Origin of the sequence: Paenibacillus sp. FSL R5-0766, from assembly GCF_037971845.1 — a bacterium.
In the GTDB taxonomy this organism is placed as follows: domain Bacteria; phylum Bacillota; class Bacilli; order Paenibacillales; family Paenibacillaceae; genus Paenibacillus.
On the sequence record NZ_CP150227.1, the window covers coordinates 1,322,126 to 1,347,888 of the forward strand.

Here is a 25,763-nt window from a genome sequence, read left to right on the forward strand (position 1 = left end):
ATGAACGGTCTGCGGGGGTTCTTGTTAATCATTCGTGTATGGGTTGCTGTACCAGTTTTCCTGATTACCTACAAACGTTCCATATTACGCAGGAAGTGTTCTCCGGCAATCCCTGGTGTAGTCATCTGTTCCGGATGAAGAATCTCTTCCAGTTCTTCCGGTGTGAGCAATCCGCGTTCCAGAATAATCTCTTGCAAGGAAAGTCCAGTCTTGAGCGCTTCCTTCACGATGGAAGCTGCTACATTATAACCTAAATGCGGGTTCAACGCCGTAACCACACTGAAACTTTGGTTCATGATTAATTCACAGCGCTCACGGTTAGCTTCCATCTCTTCAACTGCATAACGCGTGAAAACATCAATGCCGTTATTCATAATTTTCAGCGATTGCAGCAAGTTAAACGCAATAACTGGGCCCATGACATTCAGCTCGAATTGACCGGCTTCACACGCCATACAGATTGTATGGTCGTTCCCCATCACCTGGAAGGATACCTGGTTAATGACTTCCGCCATAACGGGGTTAACTTTGCCCGGCATAATGGACGAACCTGGCTGACGTGGTGGCAAGCGCAATTCATTGAATCCTGCACGCGGACCTGAAGCCATCATGCGAATATCATTACAGATTTTGGAAAGGCTAACCGCACATACCTTCAGCGCCGCTGAAAGTTCCAGATAGGCATCTGTGTTCTGCGTTGCATCCACGAGATCCTCAGCTGTTTGTAGTGGAAGTCCGGTAACATCAGACAGGTGCTCTGTAACCTTGACGATGTATTCGGGTTTGGCATTAAGTCCTGTACCTACGGCAGTTGCACCCATATTAATGGTAAGCAAGCGGCGATTGGCGAATTCAAGACGCTCAATATCCCGTCCGATTACACGGGCATAGGCTCCGAATTCTTGTCCAAGGCGAATAGGTACGGCATCCTGAAGATGGGTACGGCCAACCTTGACCACATCGTTGAATTCCAGTTCTTTTTTACGGAATGCATCCTGTAGTCTTCTCATGGTAGCGAGTAACGTCTCCGACAGTTGGTACGCCGCAATGCGCAGTGCTGTAGGAACCACGTCATTAGTAGACTGGGACATGTTCACATGATTATTTGGATTGCAATGGAAGTAGTCTCCCTTGCTTTTCGTTAACAGTTCCAGCCCGCGGTTGGCCAAAATTTCGTTCATATTCATATTCATGGAGGTGCCTGCACCACCCTGAATGGAGTCTACAATAAAATGATCCAAATGATGGCCTTTCATCATTTCTTCAGCCGCCATGACGATCACATCGCCAATCTTGCTCGGCAGCATTTTCAACTCCATGTTGGTAATCGCTGCTGCCTTCTTCACCGCAGCCAGAGCCGTGATCAGCTCCCGGTGTACCGGAACGCCGGTAATCGGGAAGTTTTCCACGGCCCGTACCGTCTGAATTCCGTAATAAGCATAAGCCGGGATTTCTTTTTCACCGATAAAATCTTTCTCCGTCCGTGTGGACATAGTAGACATCTCGTTCGCCTCCAGTGGCATCAATAAAAATAGTTCGGCTTCAGTGTTGCTGAAGCGCACTCAGTATATCATTTAAGCAAAATGGATGCCAATCTAAATCATTTGTCCTCTTGTGCCGATAATAAATAAAATTAGGGATATTAAATTGGGATATTATTCAACTTTTAAGAAAGGGAGGGGGGCCAAGCTTGTCTTATACATTATGCGCTTTATGGTAGAGAAGTCATGCATGAACGGCAAGTATGGAAGGGATAGAACGTTTTCAGTGATGTATGTCACATGAAATTTGGTACTTGATTGGTAAAATAGGAAAAAAGGACTACGGGGTGTGCACATGAAATGGACTTTAGGAGCAAAGACTGTCGCAGGTCTGGTACTGATTTCGATTATTACCTACGGAACTAGCGGCTTTTTTATATTTTTTGTCAAAGACTGGATTACGTTAGATATTCCGAATTGGGTATACATATCGATTATCCTGATCATGGGAGTATGCTGGAACGGGATTCTGGGATGGTTTGCCTCACGCTGGCTGACTCGTCCAATCGTTCACCTGTCCCGGGCTGCACAGCAGGTGTCAGCGGGTGACCTGACAACCGAAATTCCGCAGCGACGCACGCAGGATGAACTTACCGTATTATATGATGCTTTTCGCGCAATGGTTTCTAACCTTCGAAGCATTGTAAATGATATTGCAGACAGCACAAGAACGACTTCACAGAACGCACAGTCTCTGAGTGAAGCGATTACCCAGGCCGCCGAACAGATCGAGATGATGTCGGATGCGGTGGATCATATTGCGCTAGGCGTAGAAGAGCAGAAGGTCACTTCCCATCAATCTCTGATCACTGCGGATGAGATGCTGAACGATTTCCAGCGTATGCATAGCCAGTCCATGGACATGACAGAGATGTCCGGTCAGATGGAACGATCAGTGGATCATACCAAACAGACTTTCTCATCGTTGATGAAAGGGATGGACGAGCTGGCCGAGTCGCACAATCGTTCCCGTGACATTATGCTGCTGCTGGAGAAGGAAGCCTCCGATATCGAGGTAATTACCCATTCTGTCAAAAACATTGCTGAGGAAACAGGGTTACTTGCCCTGAATGCTTCAATTGAGGCTGCACGAGCTGGAGAAGAGGGTTCTGGTTTTGCAGTCGTGGCGCAGCAGATCCGCAAGCTGGCAGACGAAAGTAAGGAATCGGTACATCGTATTAATGAGCTGATAAGTCGTGTGCAGCAACGGATCAGGGAGACAGCCCAACTGTCTCATGAGCAGCATGGTCTCGTGGTCAATGAATCGGAGCGGACCATCTCTGTGGATCAGACGTTGCATGAGCTGACAGGCACAGTGGAAGTATTTATGAAGGGTGCTCATGATATCGGTTCCAAGATCGCAGAACAGACCGGTCGCGTGGAGCAAACGCACGGTCATGTGAAGAAGATCCAGGGGAAAGCCGGATCGTTCTCGGATGAGGCGAGACGAATTATGGATGCCGCACACGAAGAGACAGCCATCATGGAGGAGATTTCATCCTCGGCTGAAGAACTGAGACAATTAACCGATCGGTTATTGGACAAAACCAAAGCATTCCGGATGCAGCCTTAAGCTGTGTTCGGGATTTTTTTTGTTTTTGGAGAACAGTTTTGGCATGATAATTTGCTTATTCTGGTTAAAGCCGAACGTTCTTTCGTGAAAACGAAAATTTGTAAAGATTATTTTATGAAAGATTAACAAATTCGCAACTTGCAGGCGATAAATGAAGATATAATAGGATTATCACAACAGATAAAGGAGCCCAGTATATTGAAAACTTGGACAGGTATCCTGCTGATGATTATTTTGGCGGTAGCTACGATTAGTACAACTTCGGCTGCCAGAACCATGAATGAATCGCAAAAACAGCTTAACATAGATGATCAATCCAGCCAGACCGCAGTGGTCGAGGCTTCCAATATAGATAAACTGCATGACACAGCGAAGACAACACAGGAATCCATTCCCGTGAAAGAGGAATACGTTTCGGTAGCTCCAGAGAATAAGAAAGTCAGATTATACCCTATGAAAGTTGAGGGTTCAGGTTATATATATAACGGAATGATTTTGGAAGTGGACGGCAAAACGCGAGAATTTAGGGATTGGCAGGGAGAAGGCGGGTCTTACAAACCCGAAGTGCACGCGCTGGATCTGAATGGAGACGGTCAGAAAGAAATTATTGTTCTGTACACGGAAGGTCATGGAACAGGTATTTATTTGGGACAAGCACGTATTATTAATCCGGTAACGCTGGAAGAGATAAAGATGCAATCTCTGGACGAGATTGCGAAACAGCATGTGAAGTCAAAAGTTACGGTTAGATCAGACCGTGTGGATGTTGATGTCACCGTTGATGGCGTTCAAGCAGAACCTTTACGGATCGAGGAAGATACGAGTGGCGGCGTATATAACGAAGAGTTGGGATTCGGTGGAGTAACCTATTACAGTATAGAAGATGGCCAGCTTGTCGTATCAGCAGCAGGATCTTACGGCGCAGCTTTATATGCGGGTGATCTGACATTTACTTATGAGTATCAAGATGGTGAGTGGAAGGCCGTAGATTTGAAGTACAGTATGGAAGTGTATGAAGAAGAATATTATGAAACTTTTGATTAATGGCGTCATGTTGATATCGTAATACAGCGGGAATTGAAAGTTCTCGAGTGTGAATTAAGTGAACATCTGACAAGAATATCTTCCTTACTCCGTTTACGGGCAGTGGGAAACAGGGCGAGGCTGAAAAAAATCGGGACATACAGCCTCGTTTTGTGCTGCCCGGAAATAGGCACTGTGCACTAAAAATGCAGTAAACAATTGACTTTATCACTTTAGTCGTTTAAATGTATAAAGGACAAATCATTTTAACATTCAGGAGGGATTTTGATGAAGAAAAAGGTTGTACTGGGTTTGATGGTAGGCACATTAACGCTTGGAATCGGAACAGGTGCACTCGCAGCAACAGGACTGGAACAGATTAAAGCCTATCTGAACAGCAAGATTACGCTAAAAATGAATGGTGCCACGGTGACAGCCAAAGATGCCAATGGTAAAACAGTGTTGCCTATCACCTACAACGGAACGACTTATTTGCCTGTACGTGCTGTGGGATCCTTGCTTGGGACAGAGATCACTTATGACAGTGCAACTTCATCCGTCCTGATTGGTGGCAAAAATGAAACCGGGCCAGTAACCAACGATAAAGTAACATTAAGTACACTGGGAACAACGGTGTTGGGATCTACCGCATGGCATACCAAAGATCCTGCGGAGACTACTTACAAAGGCAAGGATTACAAGGATGTTTATCTACATAATGATCCTACGAAACAGGGGGATGATATCCAGATTAATACGGGTAAAAAGTATTCTTCTCTGCACTTGGAACTTGCCGCGCTGAAAGGAAATCAGGAGATTCATATCTATGATCAGGATCTCGCGACACTCAAAAAGTTCAATATCACTCCAGAAAGCGGTATGATGAGTCTAGATGTGGATGTTAAAGGTACAGACGCTGTCTATGTAGAGATTGTATCTGAAGATCCGGGTTCGGCTCTGTTTGTACCGCTCACAACATCGTATCTGACGAAGTAAAACACAATCTGCAAGTTTGCGACCTTACAGAAGGGGCAGGGCAAGCATAAACATAAAAAAACGATGATTCACTAGGCGATTCCTGAACCGTATCCGGTATTCAGAGTTGCCTGGTGAACATCGTTTTTATTTTCTTTTTGTTACGAATATTAGCGGATCATGGTATCCAGTGGTTTCAGGTTCGCTTCAATCTCAGCGCGGCGGCCTTCAAGGAATGGAGGCAAGGCAAGCGATTCTCCCAGATGCTCCAATTCTTCGTCTGTATCAAATCCCGGACCATCGGTTGCAAGCTCGAACAGAATACCGTTTGCTTCACGGAAATACAGGGAGCGGAAGTAGAAGCGATCTACAAACCCGGAGTTAGGGAATTGGAAGTTACGAACCCGTTCCACCCATTGTTTCAGTTCTTCCTCATTATCCACACGGAACGCAACATGGTGTACGCTGCCACGTCCAGGACGCTCTTGGACAAGGTCATTCCGTTCCTCAACATGGACCTCGGAGCCGCTGCCACCTTCGCCGGATTCAAAAACGAGTACATCAGGTTGACCTGGAGTAAAGGCAGGGTAACTTCCTTTAGCTCTGAAACCGAGCAGTTCGGTAAGAACCGGAGCGGTAAGGGAAGCATCTTTTACTGTAAGATGGATAGGGCCTAGGCCTACAATGCCATATTCGGCAGGCACAGGGCTCTGATTCCATGGTTTACCACCAGCGACACCTGTATTATTTTCATCTGAGACCAGAATCAGACGTTGTCCTTCAAAGTCTGTGAACGAGAGCGTGGCACGACCACCCCGTTCAACAATCTCTCCATGTGGGACTTCGAATTCGTCAAAACGTTGCTGCCAGTAAGTAAGTGCCGCATCACTTGGAACGCGCAGTGACGTGCCAGATATGCTGTTCACCCCTTCACGAGTCTGTCCGGCCATCGGAATCTCGAAGAAGGTAAGTTCTGTACCCGGATTGCCTTTTTCATCGCCATAGAAGAGATGGTAGACGGACACGTCGTCTTGGTTGACTGTTTTTTTAATGAGGCGCAAACCCATGATGTTGGTATAGAAACGATAGTTCTGATCGGCATGTGCTGTTAGAGCTGATACGTGATGAAGTCCTTTGATTTGCATAATAATTCCTCCTAGTTAGGTTATACGTTCAACTAAGGATTATTTACACTGGCACTTCGATGACAGAACAACCTTCCGATCGCTGTTATCCCCAGATTTTTTGATTCCTTTTTGAAAGGGGAAATCCGGGGATAAAGGCGAACGCTCTGCTTCTTCAGGTTATTTCTGTCCTCTCCGTTAACGTGTAAATGTTTAGTTGAACATTTGTTGAGTGCTGTATTTTTATCATTTCGGTTAAGAAAGTTACTAACTTTTCGTTTGTTTTGGTTCTGGATTTATCTTAACATAAAGATATTTAAATTACAATGCTTATTTAGAATTCCAACTGGACAGCATTTTCATTCAATGGCAAAATGAAAAAGTTAACATTAAAGAGAGATAATGCTGGTGAGATCCTTGTAAAGGAGAGAAGAGATGCATGGCGTATCCACCATGGCTGGACCCGTATGATGCAGAGCCGTTTATCCTGTTCTCCCGTTCACATATCGTTTCAATTAGCGTAATTACAGCATGGATTGTACTGATGTTTTTGCTTCGACACCATCTTCGATCATGGTCAGAGAGGGCACGCCGCATACTGCGAATTGCTCTGGCCTGTATCATGTTTGCCTGCGAAATCGTGCTGCAACTCTGGTATGTGTACGGAGGGATATGGAGCCTGCAGACGTCACTGCCACTCGAACTATGCAGTCTGTCTCTGCTATTATCGGCGTTGTTACTACTGACACGCAGTCGACTGTTACATTCCGCACTGCTGTTTGCAGGCATTGCTGGAGCCCTTATGGCGATCCTGACTCCTAATCTGGGTTATGGTTATGCACATTTTCGATTCATTCAATTTTTCGTTGCTCATGCCTGTATCATTCTGGCTTTACTATACATGACCTGGGTGGAACAGCTGCGACCTAGCTGGAGATCTGTAGCAGGTTCGATGATATTTGTGAATGTGGCTGCACTAATCGTATACGTTGTAGATGTCATGCTTGACGCGAATTATATGTTTTTGAGACACAAGCCGAGTACACCCTCGGTGCTTGATATGTTAGGTCCGTATCCCATGTACATCCTTGGGGAAGAGATACTTGCGCTAGTTTTGTTCTCGCTGATGTACATTTTGCTCTTTGCCATTCCAGATCGGTTGAAGCATCGTGTGAAAAAAGGTAAAAGCTCCGCGGTATAGGGATAATCCTAGTAGTTGCGCCTGGGCCGCATTATAAACTCTTGATAAATAAAACATCCCGCAGTAACCTGACTGGATCAGGTCGCTTGCGGGATGTTTGGGCGTTGTACCTGAATAGGGCCAACTTATCTTTATATTTTTATCCACGGAGCAGAGATTCCGCACCATCCACATAGATTCGTGTACCTGTAACATGAGAGGCTTCATCGGAAGCGAGGAACAGAACGAGGTTTGCGACTTGCTTCGACGTTCCAGGTTCGCCCTTGAGCGGATGTTCGTGACCCTCAGGGAATTCAACAGGAATCTGTACTTCTTTCAGATCATCGGACGGGTAGGTGTTATCATCAATGTTGGTATCGATGGCTCCTGGGCAGACGGCGTTAACACGGATCTTATAACGAGCCAGCTCCAGTGCGGCCATCTTCGTAAACGCAGTTTGTCCCGCTTTGCTGGAAGCGTATGCAGAGAAACCGATCCCTGAGAAGACTCGATTACCGTTGATGGAACTGGTAATAATGATGCTGCCGCCATGTTCTTTCAGATGGGGGATGGCATATTTGACGGTTGCGAAGGTTCCGCGCATATTGATCTCCATCGTCTGGTCCCAGTCCTCGATGTCCATCGTTTCGATCGGGGCCATCGTTCCGTTGATGCCAGCATTCGCAAATATGATATCCAGTTTACCCGCTTCAGCCGCAGCCTGATTGATCGCCTTCTGCACATTATCCGGTTTGGAGATATCACATTCGATCACATACGCTTCTCCGCCAGCTTTTTCAATCGTCTGCTTGGTTTCCTCCGCATTTTCGGGTGTGCGATCCAGCATGTATACTTTGGCTCCATGCTCGGCGAAACGAATAGCGGTAGCTTGACCAATACCCGATCCACCTCCGGTTACAATCGCCACTTTGCCTTCCAAACGTTGTTCTGTCATCTCTGATCCCTCCAAGAGTTAGATTATCGTTGTACGCTCTACTTCTAACATACCCGGCTCAAGACGCGTGAATCATATGTGTCTATATCAAAAAGAACAGGACCGCAATGCGGCCCTGTTCTGTGAGCAGATCATCTTCATGATCGTCTGCTGTAATATTATTTTGGCATGTGTGATAGGAGACACCCTTAGGTCATGCCTTGCTTTACTTATGTTTCTTCCAGTCCATAGCGCTGTTATTGAGCAAATATTCGAAGTCGTTATCCCGGCGCTTCTGCTCCGCTTGGCGAGCTTCTTCTGCTTGCTGACGTTCTTGCTCTTTAAGAGCCGCTTCGGCAGCCTTGGCTTCATCCGCCTGAGCTTTCAGCTTCTCCAGCACATCACTGCTAAGCAGATCCTTCAGTGTTGTGGGTTTATCCTGTGCTACTGCTGCTTTGGGAGCAGTAGTGCGTTTTTTGGATTTTGCCATAGGAAAATCTCCTTTCCAAACATGAATCAGGTTCCATTTATCGTACAGTAGTCATAGTATATCAGGTTCCCGTAATGCATTCCATGAATCTGCGGAACAAAAGCAGGAAAACGAGAGTTGCGTGACGAATGAAAACGGGTATAAAATCATATACTATTACCGATACTGCGACTATTCCCTGGAGAAAGGAGTCGTTGTTCGTGGAAGTAAACCGTGGTTTACTGAAAGGGCTTGCATGGGGCGTTGCCTTTAGCTGCCCGTTATGGATTGCGATTATCGGCTGGTTGCGTTTGATGGGATGGATGTATTGAGGATGATGCCGGAAGAGGTCATTTTTTATAAAGTCATATATGTAACCGTTATCATTAAAATCAATAAATAAAGCTCTGCCTTGCGACATTCGCACAGGACAGAGCTTTTGTTTGTTTAGAGCTCATTACAAGTCATACCCAAGGATTATCATCCGTTTGGCATGGATGTTAATTAAGGCATTTTTACCGGTTCTGGATACTCCAGACCGTGGGTGTCTACCGTAACTTTTTTCATAACTTGATCGGTAACCGGTTTGTCACCTTTACCTATTTCCTGAGCAGCAATGTTATCCACAACTTCCATACCTTCGGTTACTTTTCCAAAAGTAGCATATGAATTATCCAAATAATCAGCATCTGCTAACATGATGAAGAATTGGGAGCCTGCTGAATCAAGATTATCTGATTTACGTGCCATCGAAATGATTCCCCGAGTATGATTTAGGTGATTCTTGTGGCCATTGGATGTAAATTCCCCTTTGATCGTATAACCTGGGCCGCCTGAACCGTTGCCATCGGGATCACCACCCTGAATCATGAAGCCCGGAATGACCCGGTGAAAGATCAGGCCGTCATAGAACCCTTTATTCGCAAGGGAGATGAAATTATACACCGTGTTGGGCGCAATCTCGGGATAGAGCTCAATAACGATCTTTTGACCATCCTGCATCTCAATGGTAGCCACCGGGTTTGGACCTTCAGGTGCGGCCGGGACCGGTGCTTGCTCGGCACTGGTTCCAGGGCGTCCGCAACCACTAATGACGATAAGCAGCATCGCAAGAACGAGCGATACTGCGGTTGTTTTTTTCCACCGTAAAGACATGAAAACGTTCCTCCTTGCATCTCTGCATTATATATTTTCTCCAAATCCTATTTGGATATTTACCCAACTATCATACCGTTTTTGTGGACAGGATGGCAATGTAATACATGTGTTTGTGGTGAACAAGGGATGGCCTTCGTGGAATGATGGGTGTAAAATAAGGAAAATGCTTCCGCATCGGGGACGTACGGGTCTGTTCCGTCCGCTCCAATACACGGCAGTCCCGGCGTCGGTAACGGAAAGGGCGTGCGGGTATATGAACTTCTCGTGGAAGCGCAATCTGGTCATATTGTGGATTGGTGTATTTTTTTGCAGCACCGCGTATTCGATCTCGATCCCATTTCTGCCCCTGTTTCTAAGTGCTGACTTGGGGGTTCGTGATCACCTGGAGTTATGGTCAGGACTGGCATTTGGCATTACGTTTCTCGCGAGTGCACTCGTGTCTCCGTTCTGGGGATCACTGGCTGACAAATACGGACGCAAGCCCATGCTGATCCGGTCGGGATACAGCCTTGCCGTCTTGTATTTAATCAATTATTTCGTGCAGGACCCATATTCGCTGATTGTTGTTCGATTGTTTCAGGGTCTGCTTGCAGGGTTTGTTCCAGCAGCGATTGCCCTGGTAGGCACGAATACACCTGAGGAGAAGACCGGTTATGCACTGGGTATTATGTCTACTGCAGGAGCCACTGGTGGTATTATTGGACCGTTAATTGGTGGCGTGGTGAGTCATTATTATGGGAACCGGAATGCATTTTTGTTTTCGGCTATTGTTGTGTTAGTCTCAGCAATCATCGCAACCTTCTGGGTAAAAGAAGAGAACTTCAACCGGAACAAAGCTCGTTCCCACGTCATGGATGACATTCGTGAAGCGAGAGCGAATCGTTTGTTTATGACAGTGCTTGGCATGATGGGTATATGTACATTCTCCGTCATGATTCTGGAGCCACTATTGACGGTCTATGTGATGGAGATGGGCGTTCAGCCGGATCGAGCCTCACTCAGCTCGGGTATTATTTTCTCAGCGGTGGGGGTAGCAACAGTTATTATGGCGCCGCGGTGGGGCAAGATTGGTTCAAGGATTGGATACGGTAAAGTGTTGATCATTGGACTGGTAGGTGGGGCTGTAGGGAATCTTCTTCAGTTCTTTACAACAGGTTATATAGCATTCGGCATTTTACGCTTTGTGTATGGTTTATTCTTTGCGGCTGTATTTCCGGCAATTAACGCCATGATTGTGCAGGCTACCGCATCAAGTTTCCGGGGAAGGGCTTTTAGTCTGAATCAATCCGCGGCCCAGATCGGGACGATGGCGGGACCAATCATTGGTGGTGTACTTGGGGGCTGGCTGCCGATACGCTGGATATTTATTATTAATGGAGTGGCATTGATCATCACTGCGATTGTAGCGAAGTGGTCAGGATTGGATCACAAACTGCCCGTGGCAAGTAAGGTCTCCCCTAAACGATGAGCTGAATCACTAAGAGTAAGTGAACTTACAGGTAACAAAAAAGATGACGCTGTGAAATTACAGACGTCATCTTTTTTAAGTCTACTACGGATCTATATAAGTTAGTCATCCGAAGAGGGCTTACGAGAAGCCTTCTCCTTGGGAATGGCATGCTCGACCGCATCACGTTGGTCCTTATCCTCAAGTGCTTCGGGGAAGGAGTCTTCAGTGAATAGTCCGAAGTCCGGGTCAATATCCCGTTCGGTCACGAGATTATCCGGTTCATGCACCTGCTTTTGGCGATCTTCCTTCATCGTGTATGCACCTCCTCATTCAGGATGTCATAACAGCTGTTAATGTCGCGGTGGAATGTCGTTCTCTGGTTTGGCATCCGCACCAGCACCATTAAGCAAGTCGGTACCATGCAGCGCATCCGGATCGGGTGCAGCAGGATCAACCGGACTGTTCGGTTGCAGAAGATCTGCATCCGGTACAGATTCCAGCGGTGTCTCAGCCAAACGTGAATCCAATTCCGGCTCATCCACAGCGGTTGCGGCTACGGGTGCCAGATCCGAATCTTCCGTTACAATCCGTCTGCCGGAAACTTCATCAAAGGTATCCATATCGCCTTCCGGGACTTCCGTCTCTGGTGGAATATCGCGGGACCTCTGATAACGGTCATAATAGCGGTCGCTCTCTTCGTTACTAATCGGTTTGTCAGACATGAGTAACACTTCCTTTCATTGTCGGTTGTCCAACGCTTCTTACCCCGTAGTTACCCAAAGCGCTAGTGTTGTAATCTTGCACAGGTTATTATCTCCGGGTGTTCACTACGATATGAATGCCTTAGAATTTGGGGAATACATACTTCACCAAGAAGTATAAGAATCCGAAAAAGATAATGATATATGCGGCATATTTAATAAATGTGGAAGCGACCATACTTGAATCCGATTTATGCTGAACATCCTTATGTTCGACCTCAACCGTGCGATGTGGCTCATTCATTGTAATCATCTCCTTAGCGTGTTTGTTTGCTTTGAGAAACCATTACACCCGGAGCAAAGGATTGAATCGCAGCCACCGTTTTTACAGCTTTTCCTGTTTTGCCTATGTTATGATGAAGCTTGAATATGTAAGGGAGGAATTTCATGTGGACTGGTTCACACTGGGCAATATGATCACACGCATCCGTATCGGGCAAAAGGCGTCCACACCCGGGTTCTCCCGTACCGTCATCCGTCGTCCGGATGGTTTGTTTTGGGTAGGCGGTATATGGTCCGGGCAAGTTGTACAATTACGGGATTTCCTTTTTTCCGACATTTGGACCATCTATGATGATGAGGAGACAGAGCAGTGGCTTGAATTTCGCAGTCAAGTTGAACAGAAAGAACAGGAAATGATCGTGAACCAGTTCGAAGACTTGCGTGATTAATCGGATAACTTTAACAATAAAATGGAAATAAGACTATAAATCGACTTAAATGTGAAATTTCATTTTATCTCAAGAAGGTGACGTGACAAACGGTGGCGAATGATAAATGAGAGAATCTAAGATAGGGAAAATTAGAACTTTGAGGTGCTGTGAATGAAAAATGTGCCCAAAGCTATCGTCATCTTATGGATGAGTGTATTGATTATTCTAGGCATGCCACATGGGATAGTCTTTGCAACTACAGGAGTGGTTCAGCAACCTGTATCCATTACAGGATGGGAAGTAAAATGGGGGAACGTTGACGATCAAGGATTCATCAGTGAGGTTAAGGGAGCAGACGAAATATGGGAAAAGCAGGGCAGCGATAAGTTAGAGTATAGCAATACGGATCGATCGAATTCTTTATGGACTCGCCTGACCATTCCTGAGTTGAGTGAGGAAAGTTCAGCCATTCGATTTGAGAACATTAAAGGCAATCATATTGTTGTTTATCTGGAAGACCGCAAGGTCTACGAGAACTATCATTACAATTATGATAATAATGCTGTGTTGCTGCCTTTATCCAGCGAAAATTCAGGTGACACGCTCTATGTATGGTCGCAAAATGAAAAAGGCCGTCTGGGGATACAAGGTACTGTTCAGGTTGGACCTTATGCCGCGTTACAGGAGAAATATATTCATAATGGACTTATTGATGTAATTTTGGGCGCGACCTTTGTTTTCACAGCGATTACGATGCTGAGTTGTACGTTCTTCCTTGGCAAATTCCATAAGGGATTATGGATTTCGCTATGCATCGTGATGGGTTCCATCGGCACGATGATCATCACGTACTCGCAATTTTTGTATACGTTCTATCAGGTATATGGTGACCTGTATTCCGTAGTATTTGATCTGGCGATGCTGCTGGGTATGCCAGCGCTATGTTATTTTTTTGAACAGATTATCGGGCCAGGACTGCATGGAATCTTCACCAAACTGCGAAAAATACTATTCATATATTCAGTTATCGCGGTGTTATCTCTATTTATCTATGTTACTTCAGGTGGGCAATGGGAGTTCCTCTACAATCTGCTCGTACAGCGTGTGGTTGGCATTGTGTTGGTCATTCTGCTGACAATCCTGTTGGTTGGTACCATCGCCAAAGCGCTGCAACGAAATCGGGAAGCTATGCTGCTTGCGACAGGATTTGGTACATTTGCCTTGATCAGTGTGGCTGAACTGTTGTGGTATTATCAGCGGAGTGGGACGTATCATCTGTTATGGTGGAAATGGTCCATGGTTGCATTTGTGATCTCGTTGATTGCCATTCTCGGAAGTCGTTTTGCCGAAAAACATACTAAAGTTCTAGAGTATTCCAAGGAACTGGAGTTGTTCAACAATGAGTTGCAGCGATCCGAAAAGATGGAGATTATTAGCGAACTGGCTGCTTCCGTTGCCCATGAAGTACGTAATCCGCTTCAGGTGACAAGAGGCTTCCTGCAACTTATGACGGAACAGGAAGACAACAAAAATAAGGGGTATGTGCGAATTGCACTGGAAGAACTTGATCGGGCTTCGGGCATCATAACGGATTTTCTTACCTTTGCCAAACCTGAGTTTGACCATATTATCTCGCTCAATATCTCGGATGAGTTCAATCATATTGAAGGCATTCTTGTACCGATGGCTAATCTGGAAGGTGGTAAAATCACCACTGACATTCCGCCAGATCTATATATTCGAGGCAATTCCTCGAAGTTTAAGCAGGCTTTTATCAATATTATTAAGAACAGTATTGAAGCTCTGCAGGGACAAGGTCAGATTGATATCTGGGCGTACAAGCAGGATGGAATGATTAAGGTACATGTCAGGGACAACGGAGAAGGAATGGACGAGGAAGCACTCTCCCGGTTGGGCGAGCCTTATTTCTCCAATAAAATCAAAGGCACAGGCCTCGGCATGATGGTGACATTCCGAATTGTTGAAGCGATGCAAGGACAGATCAGCTTTACAAGCACCAAAGGGGTAGGAACAGAAGCGGTTGTATCTTTTGCCGAGTTCGTCGATTGACGAACTCACAGAAGGATACAGCGGCTTTTTTGTTCCTACCCCTAATTTCTTACACTACAAGATTAGCTCACCCGAATTAACTTCTCCAAGGTCCGCAATTCACATCATAATTTACCTTGGAAGGATTGGGAGGTATGACAAGTACATAGTCATTCTGCTGCTCCTCAACAGTACGCACCTGAATGTGCTCCGGAATTACGATGCCGAACGCTTCACGAAGCGCCTGCTTCGGATTGGAGTGCAATTGTTGTCTGAAGTGCTCGTCAGTCCAAGCCTTTTCAATAATATCCTCATGCAACGTTTTCTCTGATACCATCATCGTCAACATTCCCTTCATATTTAAAATTAAACTGAATCAGCTTAGTCTTTATGCTCAGAATCCCAACTGTTGCTCGCTAATCCAGTGATGAAACCCGCCTTGGAGGAGCCGTTTCTTCCGTTGTGTAATGTCCTGAACAGCTTGTACTAAAGTGCTGCATAAATAAGAATTAAACGCCTCGAGATGCGATATTCCTAAGTTAGACGATGTTAGTATACGATTATAGTGATAAGCAATGTCTACATAAGAGTTCATAAGTTGTGTATTGTATACATTGTCATGTATACGTTCGCTTAGAGGATGAACTGGATAGTTGTGATTCAGTGCTGCGGATATGTGGGAGAGGTAGCTGTTGTAGTTTCCATGCACAGCATCTTGTTGCGTGTCTGTGAAGTCATCGGTCATCTGGAGAGTCATGAGTGTGATGTTGATGGCAGAACACACCGGGATGATCCGGTCGGACTGATTCAGCAGAAGGAGTGCACCAGTAGCTCCAATGAGGAGAGGGGCAGCCTTTTGCGCAATCAACAAGGGATTCTGTTGGAAATAATCAATGGAATGCTCACCCGTAACACTCACGGCCCAATCCACTACATATTGTCTGAAATAGACCCAGAACGTGGAGGAAGGATTAAATAATACCGAGTAAGATTGAAGTGCATCCATGTAATATAGATTACCCAGGGATAACTTCAATGTGGCATTCTCCGGTTGTTCATCCATCACGTCGTCCTGATTCAGAAAATATAACATGTGAATGAGACAGGCTGTACTTAATTGGTGTGCTTTCTCTGGGGGTAGTTTATCTGAGTGTCGCATCCAAAGTGGAATGATGTAACCGATGTAGCTGTGTCCCGAATCTCGTAACAGCGGATTAACCGAACGAAGCTGCTCTAATGCATGTCCTGACAAGGGTTCGGGATATTCCCGTACGCGTTGTTCCGCTGAAGCAAACACGACCTCCAGATCAGATCTAAACGGATCTAACCAATCTTTCCGCATTATTACATCTCGTCCTTCCTGCGATAAGGTAATCCAGGACTGTTCAACTATATTAGTTGAAATAATCATTTACACGATAACGGAGAGGACAGAAAAAACCTGAAAAAGCGAAGCGTTCGCCTTTATCACCGGATTTTCCCTTTAGGGAAATAATCAAAAAAATCTGGGGATAACAGCGATTGGAAGGTTGTTCTGTCAGCGTAGTGTCAGTGTAAATAATATGTAGTTCAACTGATATAGATCATGAAGTTACATTTAGTATAGCGGAAATAAACTGAAAAAAATAGGATTTTTTGTGATCAATTGTGAGAAAAATGATGACTTTTTGTATTTTATGGCATAAAAAAGTGGATTTTAGGTTCAAACTAGGAAGGCACAGGATTTCGACATCGGAAAGGCGGCAGAAAAATGAATTTGAAATGGAAAACATGGATGGCAGCCGGATTGGCAGCCGTAGTCATAACAGCAGCAACAGGGCATGTAGCATTCGCTGATTCAACCGTACGGGCTGAGGAACGTGACGAAGCGTCAAAAGTTTCTTCCTCCGGCAAACCAGCGAAGCCATGCATGCAGGCAGGACACGGTCTGTTTATGATTGGTGAGACGGCAGACTTGCTTGGGATTGGACTTCGGGATCTGAAAGAACAGATGGAACTTGGCAAGACGTTGTCCCAGATTGCGAAAGAGCGTAAGGGACTTAGTGAGGAGCAGTTATTGCAGAAGTTGAAGCCTACACTGGCACAGCGTCTGGATCAAGCCGTAGAAGAAGGTTGTCTCACCAAGGAACAAGCTGCAGCCACGAAGGCAGACATGGATACCAAGTTGAAAAAGGTCATCAATACTCCGCTGCGTGATTTGCGGCGTGAATTTGCCCACCATGGCAAACGTTCCATGGTGGATAAGGGCGAAATTGCCCGGTTTATTGGAGTCACCCCTGCTCAACTGCACGAGCAGCTTCAGGGAGGGAAGTCCCTGGCTGAGATTGCTCAGGCAAAAGGTATTAGTGAAACACAGCTGGTGGACAAGCTGAAGGAACAATTGACGGGTGATCTGAAGAGATTTGTGAATCAGAAGGGCAACGTGCATCCAGCCCCGGGTCCCCAGGAACCTGTTCCTGGACGATCAACTTCGAGCGAAGTGAAATAAAGAAGAGCGTCTCCGGGAGGGACGCTCTTCTTTATTTTTAAAACGGTTCACTCGTTCCCGGACTGCGAGTTGGGCCGGGTGACGGAGTTCGCTCAGGTGAATTTCTTTTGCCCACAGCAGCTGATGGATGAGAGTTTGAACGTGGTTTACGCATTAACCCTACGGTGAAACGTGAGCCAGGAAGCTTGGACAGCGCCCAACTGATTGCAAGAGCAATACCAACGGTTACAAGGAATGATAGCAGTGTTACAGGCAGATGCCATCCACTTAGTTGAAGCGGTCTGGTTACATAAGCGATCGCGTAGATCACCAGTGCATGAACCAGATATCCACCAAATGAATAGCGGCCAATCCAGGATAACAGGCGCTGAAACCGTGTATCTTTGCCCTGCATCAGTACAAGGAAACCATAAATCATAAACATCTGAGCCATAATGATCAGAAATGTGGTTGGTTTCAGATAGGTGGAGATATTCAGATTAACAACATCCCCGGACCCACGTAGCACATCGTAACCAAGCCATATATACATCCCTATAAACAGACAGATCGTCCATGGCAGGATCTTCGTGGTCCAACTCCTCCAGCTATCCACTGACCAGGCACATACGGCACCCAGTAAAAAGTAAAACCAGTACATCACCCATGAATACGAGCGATATTGCAGCAACGTTGACCAAGGCTCAGACATGGATTCTGTCCAGCCCCCCATATTATAGTAGGACCATTTCATAAGCAGAGCATACAGTGCTGCTGCAAAGAGAATTAGCCCCATAATGACTTGCATGGGCGTGAAACGTGAGGCGTTCTGGATACGTCTCTGAATAGCTTTTGCTCCTGTCCAGAACAGGGGGAACAGAATATAGAACTGAAACACCATAATGACAAACCAGAGATGATATCCCGTCTGTGGTATAAATAGTTCACGAACAAGACTGCGCAAATCGGGTATGCCTGCACGCCAGAACGCGGGAGTGAAGATACGGACAGCAAGCCAGTAGATCAGTGTCCATACGACAAACGGCATATAGATATCGCCAAATCGCTTTCGAATGAAGCGAGGATATTCCGGTTTGGTGTTACGGTGATGGTAAAACAACATTACACCCGATAAAAATACAAACGTTGGCGTACCAAATCGGGTCAGATGATAAATCATCGTTAGCATAATGGAATCCGGTTGTTCAATATCAGCGCGATAGATATACTCAGCGATACTATGCTGCATGACAATTGCCAGAAAGGCCATGCCCCGCAGCTCGGTCCATTCCGCTATTCGCGGTTTCTTCACATTGTAATCCTCCCTCCAAGAACCGGAGTTCATCATATAAGGGTACCTTTTAAACATTAAGGCTGCATTAAATGGAGAAAATAGGTACAAAAAAAGACGGCTTTGGCCGTCTTTTCTGTTGATATATCACTCAGGCATATCTTGTTCAATCAATGCTCCAGTTTTTTGCTTGTTTTTAGTTCTGTTCGTCTGATGATGGAGACTCCGAGGACGCGGCATCTTCTTCAAACCGTTTCTGAATGTAGGACTGGAGTTTGGTTACATCAACACCCAGCACCTGAGCTGAGCCGACCAGTTCATTGGTGAGCAGCTTGTTCGGTGGAATCTGCTGCTGATCGATATCGTTCACATGGATATCGAAGCCAAGTGATGCGAGTTTTAACATCTGAGTTGGACTGAGGTCTGTCTCAATATAGGGAGCGATCGCTTCCAGGATATCCGGGATTTTGAAAAGCGACGTGGTACTCTGCATTTTCTTGGCCAGCTCGGTCATGAAGATCCGCTGTCGTTCGGTGCGCGTAAAATCCGAGGTGGCATCATGCCGGAACCGAACATATTGCAGGGCGGTCTTGCCGTCCATATGCTGCAATCCTTTTTTCAAGTCAATGTCGTACATATGTTTATCTGCTTTACTGGTGTAATACATGTCTTTCTCCACATCGATCTCAATACCGCCTACCGCATCAACAAGTGCCATGAAACCTGTAAAGTCTGTGTAGACATAATGCTGGATGGGAATACCGAGCAGATCACTTACAGTTTGTTTGGTCAACTCCGCACCCCCGTAGGAAAAGGCTGCATTAAGTCTGCTTTTTCCATGCCCGGGAATTGCGACATAGGTATCTCGCAGTACGGAGAATAGATGGGCTTTCTTGGTGACCGGATCAATGGAAGCGACCATGACCGAGTCTGAGCGTCCTGAATCATCGCCTCTGGAGTCTCCACCAAGGAGCAGAATGTTCACCCGTTCCTGGCCCTCCCATCTGGGAATCGTTGGAGTTGGGGTGCCTGAATCGCTTTCTGTGCCGGAAGAGGACGAGTTGGATGAAATCCCGGAAGCCGTGGAGATGCTATTGGCAAAATGAACAATCGAATATCCGTAATAGACAATGACACCTGTAACTGCAAGTACCAAGGTCAGGGCTGTACCCCATAACCATTTTTTAAGCATAATCTTCACCTTTCTATAATTGAACTGATATGTAACCCAAACTAGTTTAACAAAAAGAAAGGAAAATGTCCTCTTTGATTTCGTAACTTCGGTAAAAATGAAGATTGTTTGACAAATAGTTAGTGTATATTTATTATGTAAAAAATAATCTTGTTTTGTGTAATGGGATATTAAAAGTCAGTTATGAATCAATCACTATTTAATTGGATTAATCAGTATGCAGACCAAATACCGTTTCTGGATTGGTTTATGATCACATCATCCGAGTATGCAGTTTGGGTCATGATCGCACTGCTCGTTATCGTATGGTTTCTCGGCGATCCATCGAAACAACGAATTGTTTTTTATGCCTGTGTGGCTTCCTTTGTATTTGCTCTAGCGGCTGCTTCATTCTTTATTGGACGTCGCTTCGGGTTATGGATGTTGTTACTCGCTGTGTTGACAGGGGTGTCGCGGGTATATGTTGGTGTGCATTATCCAGGAGATATTCTGGGAGGATTCATTCTCGGAAGTCTGCTTAGTGTGGTTCTGATTACAACACGCAATTATACCAAGTCGATTCCCGACTTTTTCATTAACATACACCGACGTGTTTTCCAGTAATGTCTGATAAATAATGTCTAGTGAAGTGGTGGTAGTCTCATTGAATGAAAGAAGTCTCTTAATCTCTAGTTCTGCCAAAGATGGGAGACTTTTTTTGTGTTATGTTCGAAGTTACATGAACTTTAGAGAAATTGAATTCTAACATCTACAATTCATGACGATAGGTGACGATATACTATAAATATGTATTATTTGAGGAGTGGGACACATGGAAGACACGCGGGGAAACATGTTGGGGAAATTGAAGTTAACGATTCGAGGCAAGTTACTGACTGGTTTTCTCATAGTCGTAGCTTTGTTGATTATTGTAAGCAGCTATGCACTAATTCAGATCCATGAAATGTCTGGCAAAGCCAATGATGTGGATCAGACCTGGATGCCGAGTGTAAGCCTCTTGGGCTTGATGAATGGTGACATCTCAGACGTAGAACGATTGGCGCTGGCGATTATCGTTGAGCAGAACGAAGATGAAACAGCTAAGTTAAATGAAGCATTACAGCTGCTGCTTACCAAGATGGAGGATGAGCGTAAACAGCTGCTAACGTTCATTGAGAACAATGATGAAGCGATGAAGCTCTACAATGATTTCAGTACGAATTATGATGCTTATGTGGCGAAAATGCCAGCATTTATCGAATTTGGTTTGAAGAACAATTATGAAGAGTCCAGTCGATTACATACAGAGGCTTACCCGATGTGGTACACAGCAAACGACTCGATCACCAAGTTAATCACTTTAGGTAATGAAGGATCAGACGCGGCAACAAATGAATCGGTTGTGATGGCCGAAAATACATTTAATGTAATTTTGGCAGTGACAATTTTTGCCTTCCTGGTTGCGATATTCATTGCATTCTTCATTGCAAGCATCATCTCACGTCCAATCAAAAAGATGAATGAAGCGGCCATGGCTATTGCCAATGGTGATCTGACGGGTGAGACGATTGTGCTCAAGAACAAAGACGAATTGGGAACGCTTGCGGCTTCCTTCAATACCATGAGTGGCAATTTGCGCTCCATGATTGAATCGGTATCGATGACTTCCGAACAGGTAGCGGCTTCATCGGAGGAGCTTCTTGCAAGTGCGGAGCAGAATACTCAAGCTTCGGAACAGATTTCCGAAACGGTTGAGGAACTGGCCGTAGGTACGTCGGATCAAGTTGATATTGTAAAACGCTCTTCACAGGCGATGAATGAGATGGCTCTCGGATCAGAGCAGATTGCCGAGCTTGCTCAGAGTGTATCCGTATCTGCTGTGGATGCGGCGAATCAATCTTCCGAAGGAAATATGATTATTCAGCAAGCAGTTGAACAGATGGGTTCTGTTCGAAATTCCATTGCTTCGCTTACTGAATTGGTTACAGGGCTGGGGGAACGTTCAGCAGAGATTGGAACCATTACCGAGGTAATCAATAACATTGCCCGGCAGACCAATCTGCTTGCACTGAATGCAGCCATTGAAGCCGCACGAGCAGGAGAGCATGGACGTGGTTTCGCCGTAGTTGCGGGAGAAGTGCGGAAGCTCGCTGAGGAATCTTCCACATCTGCGCAAAGAATTACGGACCTCGTTCAATTGATTCAGAAAGATACAGATCATGCTGTTCAGGCAGTCAAAGTGAACAGCAGTGAGACAGAAGCAGGAATCGAGATGGTTACTGCGGCAGGACAAGCGTTCGAACAGATCTCGGATGCGGTCAACAAAGTAGCGGGTGAAATCCAGGAAGTATCTGCAGGTTCAGAGGAAATGTCGGCGAGTACAACTGAGGTTGTAGGATATGTAAGTCAAATCTCCAACATTGCTGGAGAGGCAGCGGGCGGGGTTCATAATGTATCTGCCGCAACTCAGCAGCAGTTAGCTTCGATGGAAGAGATTGCATCATCCGCAGGTTCATTATCCAAAATGGCCGAAGAACTGCAGGAGCAGATTAACAAGTTCAAAGTGTAACCAATGAGATATTCTGATACCTAAAGTGTACAGAAACATACAGACAGGATGGTCAGAATGCCATTCGAGTTGTACTGTTGATGATAACAAGGGTGAGAAGCTGTTTCTCTAACGCGCATATGCGTTAGAGAAACAGCTTTTTTTGTCACATGACGCAGAGCAGGTCACAACAATGTTATTTCAGAAGTCACCAACGCTTATATAGCTGGAGAAACAAACGGCTATAATGGTAATTAATGGTGGAACTTACACTGAAATACACCATGGGGAGGAGCGATATAAACTTGCAGTCCAGAGTAATGCATACGGAATATTGATGAAGAGGAGATGAATAGTTGAACATGAAGGGGAGCTGGTGGAGACGAGTCGCTATGATCGCGTTATCGGCAGGACTACTGGCAGGGAGTTTATCGATGGGCACAGGCATTCGTAAGGCGGATGCGGCCGCCGGAAATCAGAACTATGCTGAAGCACTGCAAAAGGCCATTTACTTCTATGAGGCACAGCGCTCAGGTCCGTTGCCAGCGAGTAATCGGGTCGAATGGCGTGGTAATTCTGGCATGCAGGATGGAGCTGATGTAGGCGTTGATCTGACCGGAGGATGGTATGATGCCGGAGATCACGTAAAGTTTGGTTTTCCGATGGCTGCTTCCGCAACGATGCTCGCCTGGTCTGTCGTGGAATACAGCGACGGATATGAACAGGCCGGACAACTGGAGGAGATCAAGGATAATATCCGATGGGCGACCGACTACTTTATGAAAGCGCATACGAAACCAAATGAATTATGGGGACAAGTGGGGGCAGGTAATACCGACCATGCTTGGTGGGGTCCTGCAGAAGTCATGCAGATGAACCGTCCTTCGTTCAAGATCGATGCTTCATGCCCGGGCAGTGATCTGGCGGCAGAAACGGCTGCAGCGCTGGCAGCGTCATCGATTGTATTTGCAGATGATGATCCGGCATATTCGACCAGACTGCTCCAACATGCGAAAGAGCTGTACAACTTCGCAGATACATATCGGGGGGAATACACCGATTGTATCACTGATGCTGCAGCGTTTTATAACTCGTGGACAGGATACGAAGACGAGCTGGCATGGGGGGGAGCATGGCTTTATTTAGCTACTAATGATAGCGCTTACTTGTCCAAAGCCATTGCAGCTACGGACCGGTGGTCTTCTAGCGGAGGCTCAGCCAATTGGCCGTATACCTGGACACAAGGTTGGGACAGTAAACATTATGGTGCCCAGATCCTGCTTGCCCGTATTACGTCCAGTTTGAACATGCCGGAGGCGACAAGATTTATTCAGTCGACTGAGCGCAATCTGGATTATTGGACAGTTGGAGTCAATGGGACACGAGTCAAGTATACGCCAGGAGGTCTGGCGTGGCTGGATCAGTGGGGTTCGCTCCGATATGCAGCCAATGCATCCTTTATTTCTTTTGTATACTCCGACTGGGTCAGTGATCCTGTGAAAAAGTCAAGATATCAGGATTTTGCTGTTTCACAGATGAATTATATTCTGGGCGATAATCCGCGTCAGAGCAGTTATGTGGTCGGATATGGGCAAAATGCACCTCAACATCCGCATCATCGGACCGCTCACGGTTCATGGCTGAATAATGAAGATATCCCGGCTAACCATCGCCATATTCTGTATGGTGCCATGGTCGGAGGACCGGATGCATCGGATGGATATACCGATGATATCGGGGATTATGTGAGTAATGAGGTCGCAACCGATTACAATGCTGGTTTTACCGGCGCACTGGCAAAGATGAATTTGCTGTTTGGTCAGAATCATCAGCCCCTGGCGAATTTCCCTGCACCTGAGGTGAAGGGAGATGAGTTCTATGTGGAGGCTGCGATCAAATCATCAGGTGCCAATTATACGGAAATCAGAGCACAACTTAATAATCGTTCCGCTTGGCCTGCTCGAATGGGAGATCAACTGTCCTTTAAGTATTTCCTGGATTTGAGTGAAGTGTATGCTGCCGGACGTACGGTATCGGACGTGCAAGTGACAACCTCCTATACGGAGGGGGCGACGGTATCCCAACCAGTTGTGGTGAATGCAGCCCAGCATATCTATGCCATTACGGCGAACTTCGGTAATACCAAGATCTATCCAGGTGGGGAAGGAAATTATCGTAAAGAAGTACAGTTCCGCATTACAGGCCCACAGGGTGCATGGAATACCAGCAATGATCATTCGTTCCAGACGCTGACCACAGGCACCCCTGTGAAGAGCATATACCTTCCAGTCTATGATGCAGGGGTGAAGGTGTATGGACAGGAGCCTGGAGTTACACCAGTCACGGTTCCAGGCGCACCTGCTGGCGTGCAGGCTGTGGCGGGAAGCAGTCAGGTTAACCTGACCTGGGCTGCTGTATCCGGGGCCGAATCGTATACAGTGAAGCGTTCCGAGGTGAGTGGAGGACCATATACAACTGTTGCGACAGGGGTTAATGGATTGACCTACACAAACACGGGACTGACCAACGGGACAGCTTATTATTATGTAGTGACTGCTGTGAATTCAGCAGGGGAATCATCGGGTTCTGTGCAGGTGTCGGCTACCCCGCAAGCAGCTTCGACGGTGCCGGGAGCACTGACTTTAAGTGGGACAGCTGGTGATGCGCAGTCGGTCCTGACCTGGACAGCAGCCTCGGGCGCTACTAGCTATAAGGTACAACGTTCGGTGGCAGGCGGGACATATGCAGATGTGGCAACCGGATTGTCCGTGTTGACTTACACCGACACAACAGCGCTGAATGGCACCATGTACAATTACAGGATTGCAGCCGTGAATGCGAACGGACAGACACTTTCCAATGTCCTGGCACTGACGCCTTCTGCACCTCCGGTGACGACGGGTACACTCGAAGTGCAGTACCGCAGCGGAGGGTCCGGGAATTCAAGTAATGCGGTGACTCCGCAGTTCAACGTGAAGAATACCGGAACACAGGCGATTGATCTCAGTACCGTGAAGATCCGATATTATTTCACCAAGGATGGTGCGGATCCAATGACCTTCTGGTGTGATTATGCCGAGATGGGCACGGCCAATGTTGAAGGTACATTTGTGGCAGTGAATCCGGCGAAGGGTACCGCAGATACGTATCTGGAAATTAGCTTCAAGTCGGGAGCAGGCAGTTTGGCTGCTGGAGCAGAGACCGGCGTGATTCAAGCACGCTTTTCCAAAAATAACTGGAGCAATTTCGATCAAAGTAATGATTATTCCTATGATGCTTCCAAGGCGGCTTTTGCCGCATGGAACAATGTAACCGGGTATGAGGGAAACACCAAAGTATGGGGTTTGGAGCCGTAACTAGCTCAAGATCATTGGCCGAAGAAGAGCAGCATGGGCA

The 25,763-nt window shown here is 46.2% G+C and carries 23 protein-coding genes; 11 read left to right on the forward strand and 12 right to left on the reverse strand.

Translation table 11 applies throughout. From position 1 onward, the window contains the following. Positions 1-68 precede the first annotated feature (68 nt). On the reverse strand, positions 69-1,502 hold the full coding sequence (locus MKY66_RS05845) for an aspartate ammonia-lyase (RefSeq protein ID WP_076214517.1): 1,434 nt from the start codon (positions 1,500-1,502) through the stop codon (positions 69-71). A gap of 334 nt (positions 1,503-1,836) precedes the next feature. Here MKY66_RS05845 and MKY66_RS05850 point away from each other — a divergent pair, with 334 nt between their 5' ends. The 3 genes from MKY66_RS05850 (at position 1,837) to MKY66_RS05860 (ending at position 5,133) form a co-directional block, all read left to right on the forward strand. Further along, complete coding sequence (locus MKY66_RS05850; RefSeq protein WP_076214520.1) at positions 1,837-3,114, forward strand: methyl-accepting chemotaxis protein; 1,278 nt, start codon at positions 1,837-1,839, stop codon at positions 3,112-3,114. Positions 3,115-3,312: 198 nt separating this feature from the next. After that, positions 3,313-4,158, forward strand: a complete 846-nt coding sequence (locus tag MKY66_RS05855) for a hypothetical protein (RefSeq protein WP_076214523.1) — start codon at positions 3,313-3,315, stop codon at positions 4,156-4,158. 267 nt (positions 4,159-4,425) lie between these two features. Further along, complete coding sequence (locus MKY66_RS05860) at positions 4,426-5,133, forward strand: stalk domain-containing protein (protein ID WP_076214525.1); 708 nt, start codon at positions 4,426-4,428, stop codon at positions 5,131-5,133. A 149-nt stretch (positions 5,134-5,282) separates the two neighbouring features. Here MKY66_RS05860 and MKY66_RS05865 read toward each other — a convergent pair whose 3' ends face one another. Next, positions 5,283-6,257, reverse strand: coding sequence for a ring-cleaving dioxygenase (locus MKY66_RS05865; protein ID WP_076214528.1), 975 nt, complete (start codon positions 6,255-6,257; stop codon positions 5,283-5,285). Between the two features lie 418 nt (positions 6,258-6,675). On the opposite strand from MKY66_RS05865, the gene MKY66_RS05870 reads away from it, so the two are divergent. Next, entirely contained in the window at positions 6,676-7,437 is a 762-nt protein-coding gene (locus MKY66_RS05870; protein WP_076214530.1) for a TIGR02206 family membrane protein, read from the forward strand. A 139-nt stretch (positions 7,438-7,576) separates the two neighbouring features. Here the strand turns inward: MKY66_RS05870 and MKY66_RS05875 are convergent, their stop codons facing one another. From MKY66_RS05875 to MKY66_RS05885, 3 genes are all read right to left on the reverse strand, one after another. Then, positions 7,577-8,371 (reverse strand): SDR family NAD(P)-dependent oxidoreductase, encoded by a 795-nt coding sequence (locus MKY66_RS05875; protein WP_076214533.1) that lies wholly within the window; start codon positions 8,369-8,371, stop codon positions 7,577-7,579. Positions 8,372-8,576: 205 nt separating this feature from the next. Further along, positions 8,577-8,840, reverse strand: coding sequence for a YqkE family protein (locus MKY66_RS05880; protein ID WP_076214536.1), 264 nt, complete (start codon positions 8,838-8,840; stop codon positions 8,577-8,579). Positions 8,841-9,323: 483 nt separating this feature from the next. Next, positions 9,324-9,974 carry a peptidylprolyl isomerase gene (locus tag MKY66_RS05885; RefSeq protein ID WP_076214538.1) on the reverse strand — a complete coding sequence of 217 codons (651 nt, stop codon included), beginning with the start codon at positions 9,972-9,974 and terminating at the stop codon, positions 9,324-9,326. 256 nt (positions 9,975-10,230) lie between these two features. Between MKY66_RS05885 and MKY66_RS05890 the strand changes: the two genes are divergently transcribed. Continuing rightward, entirely contained in the window at positions 10,231-11,445 is a 1,215-nt protein-coding gene (locus MKY66_RS05890; RefSeq protein ID WP_017690242.1) for an MFS transporter, read from the forward strand. Positions 11,446-11,546: 101 nt separating this feature from the next. Here MKY66_RS05890 and MKY66_RS05895 read toward each other — a convergent pair whose 3' ends face one another. The 3 genes from MKY66_RS05895 to MKY66_RS05905 form a co-directional block, all read right to left on the reverse strand. Continuing rightward, on the reverse strand, positions 11,547-11,738 hold the full coding sequence (locus tag MKY66_RS05895) for a hypothetical protein (protein WP_076214541.1): 192 nt from the start codon (positions 11,736-11,738) through the stop codon (positions 11,547-11,549). A 39-nt stretch (positions 11,739-11,777) separates the two neighbouring features. Beyond that, positions 11,778-12,149, reverse strand: coding sequence for a hypothetical protein (locus MKY66_RS05900; protein ID WP_036611534.1), 372 nt, complete (start codon positions 12,147-12,149; stop codon positions 11,778-11,780). 121 nt (positions 12,150-12,270) lie between these two features. Continuing rightward, positions 12,271-12,432: a hypothetical protein gene (locus tag MKY66_RS05905; RefSeq protein ID WP_017690239.1), complete on the reverse strand. Its 162-nt coding sequence runs from the start codon at positions 12,430-12,432 to the stop codon at positions 12,271-12,273. A 145-nt stretch (positions 12,433-12,577) separates the two neighbouring features. On the opposite strand from MKY66_RS05905, the gene MKY66_RS05910 reads away from it, so the two are divergent. Together MKY66_RS05910 and MKY66_RS05915 are read left to right on the forward strand one after the other, a co-directional pair. Beyond that, complete coding sequence (locus MKY66_RS05910; RefSeq protein ID WP_076214544.1) at positions 12,578-12,859, forward strand: hypothetical protein; 282 nt, start codon at positions 12,578-12,580, stop codon at positions 12,857-12,859. Positions 12,860-13,012: 153 nt separating this feature from the next. Next, positions 13,013-14,911: a HAMP domain-containing sensor histidine kinase gene (locus tag MKY66_RS05915; RefSeq protein WP_076214547.1), complete on the forward strand. Its 1,899-nt coding sequence runs from the start codon at positions 13,013-13,015 to the stop codon at positions 14,909-14,911. A 76-nt stretch (positions 14,912-14,987) separates the two neighbouring features. Here the strand turns inward: MKY66_RS05915 and MKY66_RS05920 are convergent, their stop codons facing one another. Both MKY66_RS05920 and MKY66_RS05925 read right to left on the reverse strand, forming a co-directional pair. Further along, positions 14,988-15,248 carry an NHLP leader peptide family RiPP precursor gene (locus MKY66_RS05920; RefSeq protein WP_223199858.1) on the reverse strand — a complete coding sequence of 87 codons (261 nt, stop codon included), beginning with the start codon at positions 15,246-15,248 and terminating at the stop codon, positions 14,988-14,990. A gap of 36 nt (positions 15,249-15,284) precedes the next feature. Further along, on the reverse strand, positions 15,285-16,232 hold the full coding sequence (locus MKY66_RS05925) for a hypothetical protein (RefSeq protein ID WP_076214550.1): 948 nt from the start codon (positions 16,230-16,232) through the stop codon (positions 15,285-15,287). Positions 16,233-16,640: 408 nt separating this feature from the next. Between MKY66_RS05925 and MKY66_RS05930 the strand changes: the two genes are divergently transcribed. Further along, the gene (locus MKY66_RS05930; protein WP_076214553.1) at positions 16,641-17,378 is read left to right on the forward strand and encodes a hypothetical protein; all 738 of its coding nucleotides are present in this window, start codon (positions 16,641-16,643) and stop codon (positions 17,376-17,378) included. A gap of 37 nt (positions 17,379-17,415) precedes the next feature. Here MKY66_RS05930 and MKY66_RS05935 read toward each other — a convergent pair whose 3' ends face one another. Then, positions 17,416-18,669, reverse strand: coding sequence for an acyltransferase (locus MKY66_RS05935; protein WP_076214556.1), 1,254 nt, complete (start codon positions 18,667-18,669; stop codon positions 17,416-17,418). A gap of 175 nt (positions 18,670-18,844) precedes the next feature. After that, positions 18,845-19,840, reverse strand: a complete 996-nt coding sequence (locus tag MKY66_RS05940; protein WP_076214558.1) for an LCP family protein — start codon at positions 19,838-19,840, stop codon at positions 18,845-18,847. A gap of 183 nt (positions 19,841-20,023) precedes the next feature. Here MKY66_RS05940 and MKY66_RS05945 point away from each other — a divergent pair, with 183 nt between their 5' ends. The 3 genes from MKY66_RS05945 (at position 20,024) to MKY66_RS05955 (ending at position 25,723) form a co-directional block, all read left to right on the forward strand. Beyond that, positions 20,024-20,443, forward strand: a complete 420-nt coding sequence (locus MKY66_RS05945; RefSeq protein ID WP_076214561.1) for a phosphatase PAP2 family protein — start codon at positions 20,024-20,026, stop codon at positions 20,441-20,443. A gap of 208 nt (positions 20,444-20,651) precedes the next feature. Further along, positions 20,652-22,388 (forward strand): methyl-accepting chemotaxis protein, encoded by a 1,737-nt coding sequence (locus MKY66_RS05950; protein ID WP_083657279.1) that lies wholly within the window; start codon positions 20,652-20,654, stop codon positions 22,386-22,388. A 341-nt stretch (positions 22,389-22,729) separates the two neighbouring features. Continuing rightward, positions 22,730-25,723: a glycoside hydrolase family 9 protein gene (locus tag MKY66_RS05955; RefSeq protein WP_083657287.1), complete on the forward strand. Its 2,994-nt coding sequence runs from the start codon at positions 22,730-22,732 to the stop codon at positions 25,721-25,723. Positions 25,724-25,763 lie beyond the last annotated feature (40 nt).

Coding starts and splice junctions, on each gene's coding strand:
- MKY66_RS05845 (WP_076214517.1), bottom strand. CDS start 1,502: ATGTCTACTATGTCCACACGGACGGAGAAAGATTTTATCGGTGAAAAA.
- MKY66_RS05850 (WP_076214520.1), top strand. CDS start 1,837: ATGAAATGGACTTTAGGAGCAAAGACTGTCGCAGGTCTGGTACTGATT.
- MKY66_RS05860 (WP_076214525.1), top strand. CDS start 4,426: ATGAAGAAAAAGGTTGTACTGGGTTTGATGGTAGGCACATTAACGCTT.
- MKY66_RS05865 (WP_076214528.1), bottom strand. CDS start 6,257: ATGCAAATCAAAGGACTTCATCACGTATCAGCTCTAACAGCACATGCC.
- MKY66_RS05870 (WP_076214530.1), top strand. CDS start 6,676: ATGGCGTATCCACCATGGCTGGACCCGTATGATGCAGAGCCGTTTATC.
- MKY66_RS05875 (WP_076214533.1), bottom strand. CDS start 8,371: ATGACAGAACAACGTTTGGAAGGCAAAGTGGCGATTGTAACCGGAGGT.
- MKY66_RS05880 (WP_076214536.1), bottom strand. CDS start 8,840: ATGGCAAAATCCAAAAAACGCACTACTGCTCCCAAAGCAGCAGTAGCA.
- MKY66_RS05885 (WP_076214538.1), bottom strand. CDS start 9,974: ATGTCTTTACGGTGGAAAAAAACAACCGCAGTATCGCTCGTTCTTGCG.
- MKY66_RS05890 (WP_017690242.1), top strand. CDS start 10,231: ATGAACTTCTCGTGGAAGCGCAATCTGGTCATATTGTGGATTGGTGTA.
- MKY66_RS05895 (WP_076214541.1), bottom strand. CDS start 11,738: ATGAAGGAAGATCGCCAAAAGCAGGTGCATGAACCGGATAATCTCGTG.
- MKY66_RS05900 (WP_036611534.1), bottom strand. CDS start 12,149: ATGTCTGACAAACCGATTAGTAACGAAGAGAGCGACCGCTATTATGAC.
- MKY66_RS05905 (WP_017690239.1), bottom strand. CDS start 12,432: ATGAATGAGCCACATCGCACGGTTGAGGTCGAACATAAGGATGTTCAG.
- MKY66_RS05915 (WP_076214547.1), top strand. CDS start 13,013: ATGAAAAATGTGCCCAAAGCTATCGTCATCTTATGGATGAGTGTATTG.
- MKY66_RS05920 (WP_223199858.1), bottom strand. CDS start 15,248: ATGAAGGGAATGTTGACGATGATGGTATCAGAGAAAACGTTGCATGAG.
- MKY66_RS05925 (WP_076214550.1), bottom strand. CDS start 16,232: ATGCGGAAAGATTGGTTAGATCCGTTTAGATCTGATCTGGAGGTCGTG.
- MKY66_RS05930 (WP_076214553.1), top strand. CDS start 16,641: ATGAATTTGAAATGGAAAACATGGATGGCAGCCGGATTGGCAGCCGTA.
- MKY66_RS05940 (WP_076214558.1), bottom strand. CDS start 19,840: ATGCTTAAAAAATGGTTATGGGGTACAGCCCTGACCTTGGTACTTGCA.
- MKY66_RS05945 (WP_076214561.1), top strand. CDS start 20,024: ATGAATCAATCACTATTTAATTGGATTAATCAGTATGCAGACCAAATA.
- MKY66_RS05950 (WP_083657279.1), top strand. CDS start 20,652: ATGGAAGACACGCGGGGAAACATGTTGGGGAAATTGAAGTTAACGATT.
- MKY66_RS05955 (WP_083657287.1), top strand. CDS start 22,730: ATGAAGGGGAGCTGGTGGAGACGAGTCGCTATGATCGCGTTATCGGCA.